Origin of the sequence: Variovorax ginsengisoli, from assembly GCF_030811835.1 — a bacterium.
Taxonomy (GTDB): Bacteria; Pseudomonadota; Gammaproteobacteria; order Burkholderiales; family Burkholderiaceae_C; genus Variovorax; species Variovorax ginsengisoli_C.
The window spans coordinates 81,089-98,077 of sequence record NZ_JAUSRO010000017.1 but is presented as its reverse complement, the minus strand read 5'-3'; the positions used below and the strand labels follow the sequence as shown (position 1 = coordinate 98,077).

At 64.8% G+C, this 16,989-nt stretch carries 17 protein-coding genes; 4 read left to right on the top strand and 13 right to left on the bottom strand.

The window, feature by feature from the left end:
* Window positions 1-92 precede the first annotated feature (92 nt).
* The 13 genes from cheA to fliE form a co-directional block, all read right to left on the bottom strand.
* On the bottom strand, window positions 93-2,171 hold the full coding sequence (gene cheA, locus J2W36_RS22800) for a chemotaxis protein CheA (protein WP_307692061.1): 2,079 nt from the start codon (window positions 2,169-2,171) through the stop codon (window positions 93-95).
* Between the two features lies 1 nt (window position 2,172).
* Window positions 2,173-3,135: a flagellar motor protein MotB gene (motB, locus tag J2W36_RS22795; RefSeq protein WP_307692060.1), complete on the bottom strand. Its 963-nt coding sequence runs from the start codon at window positions 3,133-3,135 to the stop codon at window positions 2,173-2,175.
* Window positions 3,136-3,152: 17 nt separating this feature from the next.
* Window positions 3,153-4,013 (bottom strand): flagellar motor stator protein MotA, encoded by an 861-nt coding sequence (motA, locus tag J2W36_RS22790; protein WP_307692059.1) that lies wholly within the window; start codon window positions 4,011-4,013, stop codon window positions 3,153-3,155.
* Between the two features lie 55 nt (window positions 4,014-4,068).
* The gene (flhC, locus tag J2W36_RS22785; RefSeq protein ID WP_307692058.1) at window positions 4,069-4,677 is read right to left on the bottom strand and encodes a flagellar transcriptional regulator FlhC; all 609 of its coding nucleotides are present in this window, start codon (window positions 4,675-4,677) and stop codon (window positions 4,069-4,071) included.
* Window positions 4,678-4,724: 47 nt separating this feature from the next.
* On the bottom strand, window positions 4,725-5,072 hold the full coding sequence (flhD, locus tag J2W36_RS22780; RefSeq protein ID WP_307692057.1) for a flagellar transcriptional regulator FlhD: 348 nt from the start codon (window positions 5,070-5,072) through the stop codon (window positions 4,725-4,727).
* Between the two features lie 169 nt (window positions 5,073-5,241).
* The gene (locus tag J2W36_RS22775; protein WP_307692056.1) at window positions 5,242-5,547 is read right to left on the bottom strand and encodes an EscU/YscU/HrcU family type III secretion system export apparatus switch protein; all 306 of its coding nucleotides are present in this window, start codon (window positions 5,545-5,547) and stop codon (window positions 5,242-5,244) included.
* Window positions 5,544-6,779, bottom strand: coding sequence for a flagellar hook-length control protein FliK (fliK, locus tag J2W36_RS22770; protein ID WP_307692055.1), 1,236 nt, complete (start codon window positions 6,777-6,779; stop codon window positions 5,544-5,546). Before fliK ends, J2W36_RS22775 begins: the two co-directional genes overlap by 4 nt.
* Before the next feature lie 16 nt (window positions 6,780-6,795).
* The gene (locus J2W36_RS22765; protein WP_307692054.1) at window positions 6,796-7,128 is read right to left on the bottom strand and encodes a flagellar protein FliT; all 333 of its coding nucleotides are present in this window, start codon (window positions 7,126-7,128) and stop codon (window positions 6,796-6,798) included.
* A 29-nt stretch (window positions 7,129-7,157) separates the two neighbouring features.
* Entirely contained in the window at window positions 7,158-7,577 is a 420-nt protein-coding gene (gene fliS, locus J2W36_RS22760; protein ID WP_307692053.1) for a flagellar export chaperone FliS, read from the bottom strand.
* Window positions 7,578-7,594: 17 nt separating this feature from the next.
* Window positions 7,595-9,073: a flagellar filament capping protein FliD gene (gene fliD / locus J2W36_RS22755; RefSeq protein WP_307692052.1), complete on the bottom strand. Its 1,479-nt coding sequence runs from the start codon at window positions 9,071-9,073 to the stop codon at window positions 7,595-7,597.
* A gap of 67 nt (window positions 9,074-9,140) precedes the next feature.
* Window positions 9,141-9,524, bottom strand: coding sequence for a flagellar protein FlaG (locus J2W36_RS22750; RefSeq protein WP_307692051.1), 384 nt, complete (start codon window positions 9,522-9,524; stop codon window positions 9,141-9,143).
* Between the two features lie 156 nt (window positions 9,525-9,680).
* Window positions 9,681-11,339: a flagellin N-terminal helical domain-containing protein gene (locus J2W36_RS22745; protein WP_307692050.1), complete on the bottom strand. Its 1,659-nt coding sequence runs from the start codon at window positions 11,337-11,339 to the stop codon at window positions 9,681-9,683.
* A 171-nt stretch (window positions 11,340-11,510) separates the two neighbouring features.
* The gene (gene fliE, locus J2W36_RS22740) at window positions 11,511-11,831 is read right to left on the bottom strand and encodes a flagellar hook-basal body complex protein FliE (RefSeq protein ID WP_307692049.1); all 321 of its coding nucleotides are present in this window, start codon (window positions 11,829-11,831) and stop codon (window positions 11,511-11,513) included.
* Between the two features lie 266 nt (window positions 11,832-12,097).
* On the opposite strand from fliE, the gene fliF reads away from it, so the two are divergent.
* The 4 genes from fliF to fliI are packed head-to-tail and all read left to right on the top strand — an operon-like array spanning window position 12,098 to window position 16,986.
* Complete coding sequence (fliF, locus tag J2W36_RS22735; RefSeq protein ID WP_307692048.1) at window positions 12,098-13,801, top strand: flagellar basal-body MS-ring/collar protein FliF; 1,704 nt, start codon at window positions 12,098-12,100, stop codon at window positions 13,799-13,801.
* The gene (gene fliG / locus J2W36_RS22730) at window positions 13,794-14,786 is read left to right on the top strand and encodes a flagellar motor switch protein FliG (RefSeq protein WP_307692047.1); all 993 of its coding nucleotides are present in this window, start codon (window positions 13,794-13,796) and stop codon (window positions 14,784-14,786) included. The genes fliF and fliG overlap by 8 nt, the downstream gene beginning before the upstream one ends.
* A complete protein-coding gene (gene fliH / locus J2W36_RS22725; protein WP_307692046.1) occupies window positions 14,773-15,570 on the top strand; it encodes a flagellar assembly protein FliH in 798 nt (265 codons plus the stop codon). The genes fliG and fliH overlap by 14 nt, the downstream gene beginning before the upstream one ends.
* Before the next feature lie 6 nt (window positions 15,571-15,576).
* Window positions 15,577-16,986, top strand: a complete 1,410-nt coding sequence (fliI, locus tag J2W36_RS22720; protein ID WP_307692045.1) for a flagellar protein export ATPase FliI — start codon at window positions 15,577-15,579, stop codon at window positions 16,984-16,986.
* Window positions 16,987-16,989: the final 3 nt, after the last annotated feature.

Genomic DNA, 16,989 nt, shown 5'->3' with positions numbered 1-16,989 from the left:
GGGGCGCAAGCGTCCAATGTAAGGAATGAACGATCTGCGCGATGGCAGGATCAACGGTAGGAACTGCGCCTACTTCGCGACGGTGACTTGGTTCATGCCACCTGCAGTGCGGGCGGCGGCAGCACCGCCGAGCGCGCGGGCTGCGCGTTCTGGATCTTCAGCATCGCGCCCACGTCGATGATGAAAGCGACGTCGCCGTCGCCCAGGATGGTGGCCGCCGAAATGCCCGGCACCTTGCGGTAGTTGGTCTCCAGGTTCTTGACCACCACCTGGTGCTGGCCCAGCAGTTCATCGACCAGCAGCGCGAAGCGCGCGTCGTCGGACTGCACGATCACCACGATGGCCTGCGTCGGGTTGGTCTGCGCACCCGCCACGTCGAACACACGGTGCAGCTCGACCAGCGGCAGGTACTCGCCACGCACCTTGATGACCAGGCCATCGTTGGTGATGGAGTGCAGGTTTTCCTGAAGCGGCTGCAGTGACTCGATCACGTAGCTCAACGGCAGGATGTAGGCCTCATTGCCCACCTTCACCGACATGCCGTTGAGGATGGCCAGCGTCAGCGGCAGCACGATGCGCGTGGTGGTGCCGCGGCCGGCCCGTGAGCTGATCTCCACATGGCCACCCATCTCCTGGATGTTGCGCTTGACCACGTCCATGCCCACGCCGCGTCCGGAGATCGACGTGATGGTCTCGGCGGTCGAGAAGCCCGGCGCGAAGATCAACTGCCAGACTTCGTCGTCGGGCATCGATTCGCTCACATCCATGCCCTGTTCCATCGCCTTGGCGAGGATGCGCGTGCGGTTGAGCCCGCCACCGTCGTCGCTCACCTCGATGACGATGTTTCCACCGTGGTGCTGCGCCGACAGCAGCAGCTGGCCGGTGGCTTCCTTGCCAGCGGCAAGGCGCTTGTCGGGCGTCTCGATGCCGTGGTCCAGGCTGTTGCGCACCAGGTGGGTCAGTGGGTCGATGATGCGTTCGATCAGGCCCTTGTCCAGCTCCGTTTCCTTGCCATAGGTGTCCAGGCGCACCTGCTTGCCGAGCTTGGCGCTCACGTCGCGGATCACGCGGGGGAAGCGGCTGAAGACATAGTCCATCGGCATCATCCGAATGGACATGACCGATTCCTGCAGGTCGCGCGCATTGCGCTCGAGATGGCCCAGGCCGCTGAGGAAGCGTTCGTAGACCACAGGGTCCAGCATGATGGCCGCCTGTGTGAGCATCGACTGCGTGATGACCAGTTCACCGACCAGGTTGATGAGTTGGTCGACCTTTTCCACGTCGACGCGGATCGAGCTGGATTCCTTGCCGCCAGCCGGAGCGGCGGCCGTGCTCGCCGGTGGCGCTGCGCTCTTGGCAGCCGCGGGCGCCACGGCGCTTTCCGGTGCAGCCGGCGCAGGAGCCTGGGCCACTGGAATGGCGATTTCCTCGTGCAGCACCTCTTCGTCGCCCGCCGCCACCTCGGGGTGCGTCGAGATCTTGATCTGCGACTCGTCGATCAAGAAGCAGCAGACGGCCACAATGTCGTCGGGGCCGCAGGTCGTGTCCAGAACCACCGTGAGCGCGTCGCCGCGGCGCGTTTGCGAGACCACCGTGCCAAGGTTGCCCAACTCGTCGGACAACAGGCGGAATTCGTCCTCCGACAATCGTGCGAGCGTGATGTACAACGCACCGGGCTTGGCCGCCACTGGAGCAGCTACAGGTGCAGGCGCAGGCGCAGGTGCAGGCGCCGGAGCGACCGCAGGTGCCGCGGACACGTTCGATGCAGCGGCAGCAGCAGCGTCGCTGCTCTCAAGGGCCAATTGCTGGAGGATCGCGCAGATGTGGGCGACCATGTCGGGTTCGGGCACTGAGCCGGCCTCGTAAGCGGTGAGTTGTTCTTGCAAAGCGTCCTTCGTTTCCAAAAAGGCGTCGATCATGGGCCGGCTCAACTGCAGTTGACCGTGACGCGCGCGGTCCAGCAGGTTCTCGAGCAAGTGCGTCGTATCAGTCAGCGAAGCAAATCCGAAGGTCGCAGCGCCGCCCTTGATGGAGTGCGCCGCACGAAAGATGGCGTTGAGCTGCTCACTGTCGGGCGTGTCGACGTCGATCTCCAGGAGCAGGCGCTCCATCTGGATCAGCAGTTCATTCGCCTCGAGGAAGAATGCTTGTGTGAATTGACTTAGATCCATCTCATTGCTCAGTGACCGGCTTCGCTCTGCCGGAGGTGGGTGGGGGGACTTCCTGAACCGGGGTCTGCACAGCGACCTTCATGACGCCGCCAGCCGGCGGCACCTTCGAAGGCTGGTCTCTGCGACCCGATGCACCGACACTGTTCTCGCGCTCGATGCGTTCTTGCGTGGCTCGGTTCAACAAGATGATGCTGATTCGCCGGTTGAGAGGGCCACGGGGGTGCTCCTGGTCCAGGTGCATGCTGTCGGCCAATCCCATGACGCGCAGAACCTTGCGCTCGCTCATGCCGCCGCCGACGAGTTCGCGGCGCGATGCGTTGGCGCGGTCAGCCGAAAGCTCCCAGTTTCCGTAGGCGGTATCGCCGTTGGTGTAGACGGTCGAATCGGTGTGGCCTGACAAGGTGATCTTGTTGGGCATCTCGTTGATGGTCGGGCCCAACTCGCGAAGAATCGAGCGCATGTAGGGCAGCACCTTGGAACTCGCCAGGTCGAACATCGGCCGGTTCTCGCTGTCCACGATCTGCAAGCGCAGACCCTCGGTCGTGATGTCGATCAGGAGTTGCGAGCGGTACTGCTTGAGCAGCGCGCTCTTGTCGATGAGTTCCTCGAGCCGCTCCTTCATTTCGTTGATGCGGTCCGCGTCGGACGGCTCTGCCGATGTGTCTTCGGGGGATGGCGGCTCGACCACGGGCGTCGATGGATCTTCGCCGCCGCCCGGGATGATGGTCGCGCTGTTGCTGTTCTTAGGCCCACCGATGGCCATCGACAGGGGCGTGCGAAAGTGTTCGGCGATGCCTGCGCGCTGCTTGGGTGTGGCGATCGACAAAAGCCACATGACCAGAAAAAACGCCATCATGGCCGTCATGAAGTCGGCGTAGGCGATCTTCCATCCACCGCCGTGATGGCCGCCGCCGCCCTCATCATGAGCGCGCTTGATAATGATCTTGACTTTTTCAGCGCTCATAAATCTGCTCGATGCGCTCAGCCAGCCTTGACTTCACGGACGTGGCTGTCGAGTTCGGTGAACGAAGGACGCTCCGTCGAGAACAGCACCTTGCGGCCAAACTCCACGGCCAGCTGCGGTGCGCAGCCGTGCAGGCTGGCCAGCAAGGTGACCTTGGAGCATTCGTACATCTTCATCGACTCGGCCACCTTCTGGCTCACCAGCGACGCCAGCGGTGCCACGAAGCCATAGGCCAGCAGCACACCCAGGAAAGTGCCCACCATGGCCTGGGCGATGAGTTCGCCCATTTCCGAGGGAGGCAGGTTGGCCGAGCCGAGCGCGTGCACCACCCCCAGCACGGCGGCCACGATGCCCAGCGCCGGCAGGCCGTCGCTGATGCCCGCCAGGCTGTGCGCGGGCATCTCTGCCTCGTGCTTGACGGTATGCATCTCGTGGTCCATCAGGGCTTCGATCTCGTGGGGATCGGTGTTGCCGCTGATGGCCAGGCGAAGGTAGTCGCACACGAATTCCAGGATGCCCTGCTCGGCCATGATGCGTGGGTAGCGCGTGAAGATCTCGCTGGCGCCCGGATTGTCGACATCGGTCTCCAGCTTCATGAGACCTTCCTTGCGTGCCTTGGCCAGCAGTTGGTAGAGCAACGCCAGAAGATCCATGTAGAGCTCCTGGTTGTGCTTGGAGCTGCGCAGCAGACGTGGCAGCTCCTTGAGCGTCGCCTTGATGGTCTTGCCGTTGTTGCCTGCAATAAAGGCCCCTGCGGAAGCTCCCGCAATCATGAGGAATTCAAGCGGCTGGAACAACACGCCGAAGTGGCCGCCCGCCATTGCATAGCCGCCGAAGACGCTGCCGAGCACCACTAAGTAACCAACGAGAATGAGCACGAGCGCCCCCTTCGGACAAGAGAAAATGGATCATTGGACTGCGGCGATGCAGGGCCTAATGCAACCCGTGCGAATCGGCAACCGGATCCAGCAGATAGGTGGCCGACGCCGGGTACATGGATTGACTATCGGACGCTTCAGCGCTTTTATTGAGCTTTGCTTTGCCTGCACGTGAAGGTGGTCGGCAAAGCACGCAGACATAGTCCTGCTTGGTGTCGTAGGCATGGGTGACGAAACGGCCCGCGCAGCGTGTGCAAGTGCATTGATGCAGCAGGTCACTGTCGAAGAAACGCACCAGCATCTGAGCGCGCGTGAAGTCGAGCACCGCCTCTCCGCCCTGCGATTCCACCTGCTCCAGGTACAACCGGTAGCTCTTGATGAGCACGTGAATTTGCTCTTCGTCCGAATGCTTGCTCATGAACTGGTACATGCCGTAGAACATCGAGGAATGGATGTTGGCCAGCCAGGTCATGTACCAATCGGTCGAGTACGGCAGCAGCCCCTTGGGCGGCGACACGCCGCGCAGCTCCTTGTAGAGGCGGATGAGTCTTTCGCGGCTGAGGCCGACGTTGGCTTCCATGAACTGGAGGCGAGCGCCCAGTTCGATCAGGTTCACGGCAAGCTGCACTTCACGTGCGTCGCTCAGGACACTCTTGGTACTCATGGGCTTTATCTCTGGGGGCTGGTTAGGGCGGCTCTCGATGGCCCGGCTCAGGCGAGCGCGGCTTCCTGCATCTGGCGGCCACCCATGAGGATCGACATGTGGGCCTGCTGCAGCGACTTGTCCTTCTCAGCGCCGACGACGGCCGACATGGACATGTGATCGCCGAGGCGAAAGCGGCAGATCAGCGTGTTCGAGGCGGCCAGCTTGACCACCTGCGCGAGCGACATGGCGCCCAGCATGTCGGCCAGTTCACGGCTGATGCCCAGGCGGAACATTGCCATGGCGCGGTCTTCCTTGATCATCCGCTGCGCCAGCAACAGGTACGCGAGGTTGATGTCGGTGATCTCTTTCGAGTTGTCGGCTTGGCCGATATTCAGGTCTTTGAAGGTAGTCATGAGGCGCTCCGTCATCAGTTGATCGAGTCGACGCTCCGACTCGAACCGGCAAGCGGTTGGATGGCAGGGCGCCGTTTCAGGCGGTGCCTGGGGAGCACCACCGCGTGTTTCGAGCTGTGATAGTCACACGCAGAGGGCAACCAAATGTTTCAAACGTGGAGACTTGTTGTCACGTGTTTGTGAACTCGTCCTCGAGGGCAAATGCCCACGACAGAACTTCTGCTACAGCCAGGTAGAGCGTCGGCGGAATCTGCTGGTCCAGGTGCACCCGCATCAGAAGATTGACCAGTTCGGGCGAACCGTGCACGTACAGCCCGTGCGCCTTGGCCTCCCTGACGATGGCCTCCGCCGTGGCACCGTAGCCGCGTGCGGTGACCACCGGTGCAGCGTCGCCCTCGCGATACACGAGGGACACGGCAGCGCTGCGCCTGTGCGGCGGCATCGCGTCGTCCGGGGGTCGTACGGGCGCATTCATGGTTCGCCCGCCTCGATCTGCAACGAATGTACGTGGAAGCCCGCGGCCGCCAGGCGGCGTTGCAGCCCGTCGACGCCATCGCGGCAGTGGCCGACCGATGCGGCGTCGTGCACCCGGACGGTCGCGTGCAGGCCCTGCCCCGCGAGCGCCAGCCGCACATCGACCATGCCCATCGCGGGCAGCGTCAGCGACACCTGGGTCGACCAGCGGCGCGCGTCCTGCGGCGTATGTTCCTGCGCCGGCGTGCGAGGGTCGTCCTCCGGTTGGATCGACCAGTCCATCTGCACGCCAGGCCATGCCTGTCCGTTCCACCGGAAGACCTGCGTGGCCAGCAGATCGAGCTGTTGATTGACCAGCGTCACCGCCTGGGGATGGACGATCGGCGCGGCGGCCTCCGCAGGCGGACTCGACGCCACGACGCGTTCGGACGCAGGTGCCGCACGCGCAGCACCCAGTGCGGCCGCGGGGGCATCGACGACCGGCGCCGACGATGGGCCGTACATGGCGCGCAGACGCACGACTTCGGGTGCGGGTGCGGGACCGGGTGACAGCGGGCGCTCGACTGCGGCCTGGGTGGTTGTCTGCGTCGCCGCCGCGGTTTCGGCTGTGGTCGCCGTTGTCGTTGTGTGGACGACTGCTTCGACGGCTGTGTTCGGGGTAGCGCCTGGCAGCGAGGGCACAGGTGTCGTTGCCGCCGTCACCTCCTGCATCGACACCGGCATCGAAGCCTGTGCAGGCAAGGCGGGCGTGCCTGGCGGCCCCGGTGACAGGCGGGCCTGGGGCTCCAGCCTCAATTCGGCCACGCTGCGCACGGCCAGGGCCAGATCGCTCAGGTGCGATTCATAGAAGAGCCCACTGACAGCGACCGTCTGCGCCAGCGTGGCCGCCAGTTGCGGCACCACCGGCGCGCGTGGCCCCGTCCACAGCGGCGTGCTGCCTTGCACCGGCGCCGGGTCGCCGCCGGCCTGTGTCAGCAAGGCCGTGATCACCCGGGCTGTTGCCGACCACTGGGCCTGTGGCGCGCCAGGTGCCGGCGACTCGGGCGTTTGCGCCGGCGGCAATCCGGCGCGGCCCACCGAGCCGGTCAGCAGCGCGTTGTCCGCCACCCGGCGCGTCGCTGGCACGGCCTCCAATGGATTCAGGTCGCCGCCCGATGCCGGCGCAATGAGCTCGGCCAGCATTCCCACCCGTGCGGCGGCCAGTGTCTCCGGCAGGCGGGTGATCCCTGTCATGTCCGAGTGGTCGCGATCAGGCCGACAGGCCGTAGGCCCGGTTCAGATCGGTGCTGCGCTGCATCTGCGCCATGCGCGTCATCAGGAATTCCAGCTGCACTTTCACCAGCCTGCACACTTCGTCCTGGTCTTTGCGGATGCCCTCGACGAGCGCGCGCACCAGCTCCAGCTCGTGGGCCTCAAGTTGATCTGCCGCCGTCATGGCCTTCAATTCATTGACCGTGGCGGCGCAGCTGGCCTCCAGTTCAGGCAGTTGTCCCCATTGACGTGCGCGCGCGAGTTCGGCCATGTGTGCCACGCGTGACGCGAGCTTGCCGTAACTTGCAACGACTTCGTTGTTCTTTGTCATGCTGGTCCTGAAAGGTATACCCGACGCACTCAGGCGTTTGCGGTTTGTCCGATGGAACGCCAGGCAGAAGCCACGTTCTCCAGAAGTTCCTCGGCCTGATCCAGCCACTGCGGGTCATTTCGCAGGTTGGCATACAGCAGTCGCTGAACGACACAGTCGTAGAGTTCGGTGAGATTGGCCACCAGCGCCGCGCCCTCGGGGCCCGCAGCCTCGGCGTCCAGGCTGGCCTTGAGGCCATCCTCGACGATGCCGATGGCCTTGGAGATGGCTTTGGACTTGGCCGGGATATCGCCCACGGCCATATAGTGGCGCGCCAGTCCGATGGCCGTGGCGGCGCCCTCGAACAGCATCGTGATGAGCTGGTGAGGCGACGCACTCATCACGGTGGTCTCGATGCCCAGGCGCGCATAGGCGCCCGCGCCGGTGCGATGGGAAAGGGGTGAATACATGATGCGCCTTGTGGAAATTAGTTCTTGCTGGAACTGCTGGAACTGCTGGAACTGCTGGTGCCGTTCATCGCATCGAACTGGGTCGTCAGGTACGACAAGGTGTTGTTCATGCTGCTGACGGCCGTATCAAGGGCTGAGAACTGCGCCTTGTAGGTTGCCACGCGTGCGTCGACGCGTGCCTGCATGTTGGTGTATTCGTTGTCAATCTTCTTGATCGTGGCATTCATGCCGTCCTGTGCCGCCTTGAGCGTGCCACCCACAGCGGTGAAGCCGTCGATCATCGAGGAGAGTTGCTTGCCGTAGCCATCAGTGCTTGTGCCGGCGCTCGAGAACAGGCTCGCGACACCCGCAGGGTTGGTCGACAGCGCGGTATTGAGCTTGGTCGAATCCACCGACAGGGTTCCATCCTTCTGGAAGGAAATTCCGATCGCGGAAAGCGTCTGCAGCGAACTGGATGCACCGGGCGGCGGCGAGCTCAGCAGCGAGCGGATACGACTTTGCATCGTGCGCAGTGACGAATCACCCAGCAACGCAGCTGCCTTTTGGGTGCTCTTATCGTAGTTCGTCAGGGATGCGGCGGTACTTTGCAGCCCGTTGTAGGCCGACACCAAGGCATTGACCGCAGAGACGACCGGCGAAGAGTCCTGCTGCACGTTCACGCTGGACGAGCCCGTGGCAAGCAATGTGAGGGAGGTCCCCTGAATGGCTTCGCTCACCGTGTTCGACCCGCTGGTCACGGCGATGCCGCCGACCGTGAGCTCGGCATTCTGCGCCACCGCGGTCTGCTTGAGATTCTGCGTGCCCGCCGGATCATTGGCCAGCAGGCTCTGCAGTGCCGTGTCGCCCGTCACGGCCACGCGCATGCTCGATGCCTTGCCGGTCTGCGTGGATGTGAGTACCAACCGGTACGGCGTTCCGCTGCCATCGTTGACGATACTCGCCGTCACCCCGGCACCGGACTTGTTGATGGCGTCGCGCACACCCTGGAGCGTGTTGTTGGTCGAATCGATGGTGACCGATACCGCCTTGCGGCTGCTGTCCGCGGTGAAGGACGCCCCGCTGTAGGTGCCCGATGTCGAATCCAGCGTGCCATTGGTGATGGTGCCGAAATCGAATGTGACGACTCCACTGCCGATGGCCGTGGTCGCAGTGGTCTGGCCTTGCGTGATCAGCGTCTGCGACTGTGCGAGCTGCGTCACATTGACCGCATAGTTGCCGGCAACGGAAGTGGCCGAGGGCGCTGCACTGAGCACGCTGGCGTTGCCGACGCTGGCCTTGGAGGCCTGGAAAAGCGTCGGGTCTGCGAGAACCTTCGCCGCAGTCTGCAAGGTACTGAGCGAGTTCTGTACCACGCCGTATGCCGAGAGCTTGGCCACGAAGCTCGTCTGTCGGCTTTGCAAGGCCACCAACGGCTGGCTCTCGGCAGTCGTGAGGTTGGAGAGCAAGGTGGTCAGGTCGAGGCCGGAGCCGATGCCGAGACTGCTGATGGATGCCATGGTGTTCCTGCGAGGTCCAGTGGTGGAGGTGCGAATGGAAAAGTGCTGCGGGACGGCGCGTATCGCCTCAACCGTGCCGCTGGAAGAGCGCCACGGGCGCCGGGTTCAGGAGCATCGACAGGCGCAGCGCCTCTTCCGACGGAATCTGGCGAATAAGGACCCCGCTGTCGCGGTCAACCACCCTCACCACCAACTGGTTCGTGTCTTGCTGAACCTGAAACTGCACGCCGATGCTGCGGATGTGCATGGCGTTGTTGATCCCATGCACGGCCAGTTCGAGCCGCTTCGCATCCAGCGCGTCGGCTGGTGCCGCTGCGACAGCCGCACCACCCCACTGCGTCACGTCGCGTCGTTCGACTGTCGAAGCATCACCCGACGCGTGGAACGCGCTGTTGGCGGCAACGCCAGGTCGCGCGGTGATCATTGGGACGGAAACGGCATGAGGGGACATGGCTCGGCACCTGTTGAATAAAGCTTGTCTGCCGCCAAAAGAGGCCACAGACTTCGAAATAAAGAATGGGCGGACTGCGGAGTTTCCCGAGCCCGCCCTGGTCGAAACCAACGCCGTCGCTCTGTGCCCGAGGCTCAGGCGACGGCGGCGCTGCGATTACTGCAGCAGCGACAGCACGCCCTGGGTGCTCTGGTTGGCCTGTGCCAGCACCGAGGTACCGGCCTTTTGCAGGATCTGGGCGCGCGACATGTTCGAGACTTCCGTCGCGTAGTCAGCATCTTCGATGCGCGAGCGCGAGGAAGACAGGTTGGTCACCGTGGTACCCAGATTGGCGATCACCGAGTCGAAGCGGTTCTGCACCGCGCCCAGCGCGCCACGCAGGGAGTCGACTTTGGCGATGGCCGCATCGACAGCTGCAAGCGGGTTGACCGTGGCAGTTGCATTGCTGACGCTCTTGTCCGTCACTTGGCCAGCCTTGGCAGAATCGACATACACCAGGGCGCCATTGGCACTGGTGACATTGCCATTGGCCTGCAGGCTGACAGATTCCGCTGCCGTCGTGGTCAGGCCGTTGACGCCCATGTAAGCACCGGTAGCCACGCCGCCAGCGGCGATGGCTTGGGTTGCCGTGGCGCCAGCGCCGTCGATGTCGACCGAGCCGCCAGCCGAGATGACCTTGGCCTGGACCGTTGCGGCCGAGGCGGTTTCACCCGTGACGTCGAACGTGGCCGCAGTGCCTGCACCAGCGGTATTCAGGGTGTACTTTGCACCCGTGGCACCGATCTTGATGAAGTCGCCGGCGGTCTTGATACCGTTGGTGTTATCGACCAGGCTCGACAGCGTGGCGGCCACCGTGGTGCCCGTGCCCGTCTTGGTCAGGTTGTTACCCGAATCCAGGAACAGTGCCGAGCCGTCGGCAGCGTCGGTGAGGTTGCCGCTGCTGTCGATCTTGACGTCCGTCGTCCTGCTGCCGAGCTTGACCGTGGCCGTCACGCTGCCGCCCGACGGCGGCTGGATCGCCGCGATCGTGTTGGTGGCGCTGCGCGCGGTTTCCGCGCCGGTGTAGCTCTGCGTCGAAGCGCTGTAGGTGTACACCGCACCGCCGGTGACGGTGGCGGTGCCGGTGTCCTGCATCTTGGCGAACACGTCAGCGGCGACTGCGCCGTTGCTGGTTGCGTTCAGCGTGCGGCTGTACGTGGTCACACCGGCAGTCGTCGTGCCCTTGGCATAACCAGCGACCAACAGGTCCGTCGCGCCGGCAGCCGTGTTGGCGGTGCCCGTGCCGTCGATGTTGAAGCCCGTCAGGCCCAGGGTCTTGGAGCTGATCTCGGTCAGGCCGATGCTGATGCTTTGGCCGTCGTTCGCACCAACTTGGACGCTCAGCGGCTTGGCCGACGAGGACAGCACCTTCACGCCGTTGAAGTCGGTCTGTGCCGAGGTACGGTCGATTTCGCTCAGGCGCTGGGTAATTTCAGCCTGGATCGAAGCCTTGTCGGCAGCGGAGTTCGTGCCGTTCGAAGCTTGCACCGTCAACTCACGGACGCGTTGCAGGTTGTTGTTGACTTCGGTCAGTGCACCTTCCGTCGTTTGCGCCAGCGAGATGCCGTCGTTGGCATTGCGCTGGGCTTGCGTCAGGCCCTTGATGTTGGCGGAGAAGCGGTTGGCGATCGCCTGGCCGGCGGCATCGTCCTTGGCGCTGTTGATGCGCAGGCCCGACGACAGGCGCTGGATGGCGGTGTTCAGCGCCGACTGCGACTTGGTCAGGTTGTTCTGCGTGAGGAGCGAAAGCGAATTGGTGTTGATGACTGAAGCCATGATGATGTTCCTGTTTACTGCTAGGGTTGTGGACTCCGGCTCTCGCCGTAGCGCTGGATCCTTTCCCCACCCTGGGGAGCCAAGCCATCGCTATGAAGGTTATCGGCGAGGCCCCCGAAACCTTGAGGGCCATGCTGCAAAAAGTTGAGCCGCCCTCTGGAACACACGCCCTCAGGCCTGCAGGTTCATCACTTCCTGATAAGCAGTCACGAGCCGATTGCGCACCTGCAAGCCGGTCTGGAACGCAATGCTGGCCTTTTGCATGTCCACCATCACATCGTTGAGCGCCACGCCGGGTTTTCCAAGTTCGAAGGCCTCGGCCTGGCCGTAGGCATGGTTTTGCACGGCGCTGATGTCGTTGATGGAGCGTTTGAGCTCCGCGGCAAAGCCGCCCTGGGCGCCCTGCGCAGCGCTGGCGCTCGACGGCATGGCGGTCTGCAGGGCGGTGGTACGCATCTGCTGCAGGACGGATTCGATGGCGGAAATCGACATGGGGAAGGCCTCGTGTGAGTACGGTGGTGTGCTTGGGATGGCAGGCAGCGTAGCAGCGCACCCCCCGTTCGGATACCCGCAACTGACGCACAAAGCCCCGGCTGCTCGGGCAATGAAAAGGCGGGGTGCTGCCGACAATGACTGCCAGACCCAAAGCCGGTGGACCCTGCATTGCAGATGCCCGCCGAACCTCAGGCCCCTCCCCTTTTTCAGAACAAGATGACCTTGGACCGCTGCGCCCCCCACCGCTCACAGAGGGCTTACCGATGAGCACGGCTGCCACGGCGGACGCGCTCCACGTCGAAGCTCCTGCCAATGCGATGCTGGCCAAGCTGCGCGCCCAGCCCAAGCTGCCGATGATCATCGGCGCGGCCACGCTGGTGGCGGCCGCGGCGGCCTTCATGCTCTGGAACCGTGGCCCTGAATACAAGGTGCTGTATTCGAACGTGGCCGAACGCGACGGCGGCGCCATCATCGCGTCGCTCCAGCAGATGAACGTGCCCTACAAGTTCTCCGAAGGCGGGGGCGCCATCCTGGTGGCGGGCGACAAAGTGCCGGAGCTGCGCCTCAAGCTGGCAGCCCAGGGCTTGCCCAAGGGCGCGGGTGTGGGCTTCGAACTGATGGACAACCAGAAGTTCGGCACCAGCCAGTTTGCAGAGCAGGTGAATTACCAACGTGCGCTCGAGGGGGAGCTTGCGCGTTCGGTGGAATCCATCGGCACGGTCGAATCGGCCCGTGTGCACCTGGCACTGCCCAAGCCATCGCTCTTCGTGCGCGAGCAGAAGAAGCCCTCGGCCTCCGTGGTCGTGACGCTGTATCGCGGCCGCTCGATCGATGAGGGCCAGGTCAGCGCCATCGTGCACATGCTGTCGAGCAGCGTGCCCGACCTGGACCCCAAGAGCGTCACGGTGATCGACCAGCGCGGCAACCTGCTGTCGGCGGCCAACAGCGCCACGCGCGGCCTGGATCTCGGGCAGGTGAAATACACGCAGGAGGTCGAGCAGACTTACATCCGCCGCATCGAAGCCATCCTGCAGCCGATGCTCGGCACGGCCAATGTGCGGGCGCAGGTGGTGGCCGACATCGACTTCTCAGTGGTCGAGAACACCGAAGAAAAATACCGTCCCAACCAGACGCCCGGCGCAGCGGCGGTGCGCAGTCAGCTCTCCAGCGAGTCGGCCCAGCTGGGCGCCACGCCGCCGGGTGGCGTACCCGGCGCACTGTCGAACCAGCCTCCGGCCAATCCGACCGCACCGATTACCACAGCGGCCAAGCCGGGAGCGCCCAACACCCTGACGACGGCACCACAGGCTGCGGCCGCCCCGTCCGGCCCCAGCAACACACGCAAGGACGTGACGACCAACTACGAGGTCGACCGCACGATCCGCCACAGCCAGCAAGGCGCCGGTGGTGTGCGCCGACTCTCCGTGGCGGTGGTGGTGAACCATGTCGGCACGGCCGACAACACCGGCAAGCCGACCCAACGCGAACTCACGCCGGTGGAGATCGAGCAGATTACCAACCTGACCAAGGAAGCCATGGGCTTCAGCAAGGAGCGCGGCGACTCGCTCAATGTGGTCAACAGCCTGTTCGCCAAGGAGCCCGCCGAAGAAGCCGCCGCACCGGTCGTCTATTGGAAGGATCCGCAGAACATCGCGATGGCCCGTAGCGCGCTGCCCTACCTGCTGCTGACGCTGTTCGCCCTGTTCGCCTGGTTTGCCGTGCTGCGACCGCTGCTGCGCAAACACCTCGCACCGCCACCCGCAACAGCCGCCGGCGAAATCTTGGAGACCTCCACGCCGCCGACGGCCGAGGAACTCGCCGCAGTCACGGCGGCCGAGGCCGCGGCGATGCAGCAACGCGCCGCCGAGCGCCAGCAATCGGACCTGGACTATGCCCATCAGGTGGCAGACAAGGACCCGCGCCTGGTCGCCATGATGATCGACAACTGGATGACCCGCGATGAATGAAATCGGAACCCGCAAGAGCGCCATCCTGTTGATGTCGATGGGTGAAGACCGTGCTGCTGCGGCGCTCGGGCAACTGTCCACCCAGCAGGTCCAGGCCGTCGGCCTGGCCATGGCCAAGCTCAGTCACGTGACCAAGGATGAACTCGCGTCGATCCTCGCGGAGTTTCGCCTGGAGACCGAACAGCTTTCCGCGCTGCATCTGGGTTCCGGTGGCTACGTGCGTGCCGTGCTCAAGAAGGCACTGGGCGACGACCGGGCCAGCAACCTGCTCGAAGACATCCTGCAGCCCGACCGTCCGAACGGCGGCATCGAGCGCCTGAACGACCTGGAAGCCGGTGAAGTGGTCGAACTGATCCGCGACGAACATCCGCAGATCCTGGCCACGCTGCTCATCCACCTGAGCCGCAAGAAGGCCTCGGAGGTGCTGGAGAAGCTGCCCGCACGACTTCGCCACGACATCATCATGCGCGTGGCCACGTTCGGCGGCGTGCAGCCTGCCGCACTGGCCGAACTGACCGAGGTGCTGACCGACATGCTCTCGGGCGAAGGCTTGAAGCGCAGCCGCCTGGGCGGTGTGCGCACAGCGGCGGAGATCGTCAACCTGATGAACACCACGCAGGAAGAAGAGGCGATCGCCCATGTCCGCGAACACGACGAGATCCTGGCCGCACGCATCGTCGACGAGATGTTCGTCTTCGAGAACCTGCTGACCCTGGAAGACCGCAGCATCCAGCGCCTGCTCAAGGATGTCGAGTCGGAGGCGCTCATCATCGCGCTCAAGGGCTCCGCCCAGAACGTTCGCGACAAGTTTCTTCTCAACATGTCCGCCCGCGCCGCCGAGACCTTGCGCGAGGACATCGAGACGCGCGGCCCTGTGCGCGTGTCCCAGGTCGAGATGCACCAGAAGGCCATCCTCCAGATCGTTCGCCGTCTGGCGGATGCGGGCGACATCGTGATTTCGACAGGCACCGATGACTTCGTTTGATACCTCTGCGGGCAGCAGCCCGCGCGGCCGCCTTGCGGCCGCCTACACGTCCAGCTCCGCCGCTTCGGCAACGCCGGGCCGATCCCAGGGCACGCGCCCTTGGCAGCTCTGGGAGATGGCCAACCTCGGCACCAGCCTCGACAATCAGCGCACCCGCACCATCGGCCCGACGACACCGGCGCACGCGATGCAACCGCTGCCGGTGCAGGAATACGTGCCTTCGGCCGCCGACCTGGAACGGCTGCGCGCCCTGCAGGAAAGCACGGCCGCCGCCCAGGTGCAGGGCCGCCTCGACGGCTGGACGCAAGGCCACGCGGAGGGCTACACCGAAGGCATCGCCGCCGGCCTGGCGGGCGCCAGTGCGCATGCCCAGCAGTTGCTGCGACTGGCCGAATCGCTGCCCGCTGCGCTCAAGCTCGCGGAAGCCGATGTGTCCGATGCCATCGTCGCGCTGGCCCTGAACATCGCCCGCCGCGTGGTGCACCGCACCCTCGAGGCCGATCCCGAGTGGGTGCTGCCCTGGGTGCGTGAAGCACTGCGCAGCGAACCGGCACTCACCGGCGAACCCCGCCTGATGCTGCATCCGGAGGACATCGCCCTGGTGACCAACAGCCTGGGCAGCGAACTGCAGGTGGCCGGCTGGCATTTGTGCGCGGACGCGTCCATCGCGCGTGGCGGTTGTCGCGTCGTCACGAGCAGCGGGGAGCGCGATGCCACGCTGGAAACCCGCTGGCACCGCGTGGCGACTGCCGTGCTGGCCACGACCCAGCGCGCGGGCAGCTGACATCCCATGGCCACCGTCGCCAACCCCCACGTGCAATCCTGGCGCACCGCGCTGGCGCAGGCCGGCGAGGCCAGCGCGCATTGCACGCCTTCGACCGAATCCGGCCGCCTCACCCGTGCCGTCGGTCTGGTGCTCGAAGCCGTCGGCCTGCAACTGCCCGTGGGCAGCGACTGCCTGATCGAGCTGCCTGCAGGCCATCCACAGCGCCACGCCGAGGCCGAGGTGGTCGGCTTCGCCGACAACCGCCTGTTCCTGATGCCGCAGACCGAGGTCTCCGGCCTGCTGCCGGGTGCGCGCGTGTTTGCGCGTCCCGACACCGACCCGGGCGACGCCACCGAAGCAGGCTTTCGCGCCAAGCGCCTGCCCGTGGGCGAGGGGATGCTCGGCCGCGTCGTCGATGCCGCCGGCCGGCCGCTCGACGGCCTGGGCCCGCTGAAGATCAGCCGACGTGTGCCGCTGAGTTCGCCGCCCATCAATCCGCTGTCGCGCGCGGCCATCGATTCGGTGCTCGACACCGGCGTGCGCGCCATCAACGCGCTGCTGACCGTCGGCCGTGGCCAGCGCATGGGCCTCTTCGCCGGTTCGGGTGTCGGCAAGAGCGTGCTGCTGGGCATGATGGCGCGCTACACCAGCGCCGACGTCATCGTGGTCGGCCTGATCGGCGAGCGGGGCCGTGAAGTCAAGGACTTCATCGAACACACACTGGGCGCCGAAGGCCTGGCCCGCGCCGTGGTGGTGGCCGCACCGGCAGACAACTCACCGCTCATGCGCCTGCAGGGCGCTGCCTACGCGACCTGCCTGGCGGAGTACTTCCGCGACCAGGGCCAGGACGTGCTGCTGATCATGGACTCGCTCACGCGCTACGCCATGGCCCAGCGCGAGATCGCGCTGGCCGTGGGAGAACCGCCCGCCACCAAGGGCTATCCGCCTTCGGTCTTCGCCAAGCTGCCAGCGCTGGTGGAACGTGCAGGCAACGGTGCGCGCGATGCCGACGGCAACGGCGGCTCGATCACCGCCTTCTACACAGTGCTGTCAGAAGGCGACGACCAGCAGGACCCGATTGCGGATTCGGCGCGCGCCATTCTCGATGGCCACGTCGTGCTGTCGCGCTCGCTGGCCGAGGCCGGGCACTACCCGGCCATCGACATCGAGGCGTCGATCAGCCGTGCCATGACCTCGCTCATCACACCCGAGCAATTCGACAGCGTGCGCACCTTCAAGCAGATGCTGTCGCGCTACCAGCGCAACCGCGACCTGATCAGCGTAGGCGCCTATGCGCCCGGTCACGACCTGCAGCTTGACCGCGCCATTGCGCTGTACCCGCGCATGGAGCACTTCCTGCAACAGGCCATGCACGAACGCTCGGACTACGCAAGCTGCGTTTCCCAGATGCGCAGCCTGTTCACACCCGCCTGAATC

Excerpts from the sequence above, each read along its gene's own strand:
- cheA (WP_307692061.1), bottom strand. The coding sequence starts at position 2,171 with ATGGATCTAAGTCAATTCACACAAGCATTCTTCCTCGAGGCGAATGAA.
- motB (WP_307692060.1), bottom strand. The coding sequence starts at position 3,135 with ATGAGCGCTGAAAAAGTCAAGATCATTATCAAGCGCGCTCATGATGAG.
- flhC (WP_307692058.1), bottom strand. The coding sequence starts at position 4,677 with ATGAGTACCAAGAGTGTCCTGAGCGACGCACGTGAAGTGCAGCTTGCC.
- flhD (WP_307692057.1), bottom strand. The coding sequence starts at position 5,072 with ATGACTACCTTCAAAGACCTGAATATCGGCCAAGCCGACAACTCGAAA.
- J2W36_RS22775 (WP_307692056.1), bottom strand. The coding sequence starts at position 5,547 with ATGAATGCGCCCGTACGACCCCCGGACGACGCGATGCCGCCGCACAGG.
- fliK (WP_307692055.1), bottom strand. The coding sequence starts at position 6,779 with ATGACAGGGATCACCCGCCTGCCGGAGACACTGGCCGCCGCACGGGTG.
- J2W36_RS22765 (WP_307692054.1), bottom strand. The coding sequence starts at position 7,128 with ATGACAAAGAACAACGAAGTCGTTGCAAGTTACGGCAAGCTCGCGTCA.
- fliS (WP_307692053.1), bottom strand. The coding sequence starts at position 7,577 with ATGTATTCACCCCTTTCCCATCGCACCGGCGCGGGCGCCTATGCGCGC.
- fliD (WP_307692052.1), bottom strand. The coding sequence starts at position 9,073 with ATGGCATCCATCAGCAGTCTCGGCATCGGCTCCGGCCTCGACCTGACC.
- J2W36_RS22750 (WP_307692051.1), bottom strand. The coding sequence starts at position 9,524 with ATGTCCCCTCATGCCGTTTCCGTCCCAATGATCACCGCGCGACCTGGC.
- J2W36_RS22745 (WP_307692050.1), bottom strand. The coding sequence starts at position 11,339 with ATGGCTTCAGTCATCAACACCAATTCGCTTTCGCTCCTCACGCAGAAC.
- fliE (WP_307692049.1), bottom strand. The coding sequence starts at position 11,831 with ATGTCGATTTCCGCCATCGAATCCGTCCTGCAGCAGATGCGTACCACC.
- fliF (WP_307692048.1), top strand. The coding sequence starts at position 12,098 with ATGAGCACGGCTGCCACGGCGGACGCGCTCCACGTCGAAGCTCCTGCC.
- fliG (WP_307692047.1), top strand. The coding sequence starts at position 13,794 with ATGAATGAAATCGGAACCCGCAAGAGCGCCATCCTGTTGATGTCGATG.
- fliH (WP_307692046.1), top strand. The coding sequence starts at position 14,773 with ATGACTTCGTTTGATACCTCTGCGGGCAGCAGCCCGCGCGGCCGCCTT.
- fliI (WP_307692045.1), top strand. The coding sequence starts at position 15,577 with ATGGCCACCGTCGCCAACCCCCACGTGCAATCCTGGCGCACCGCGCTG.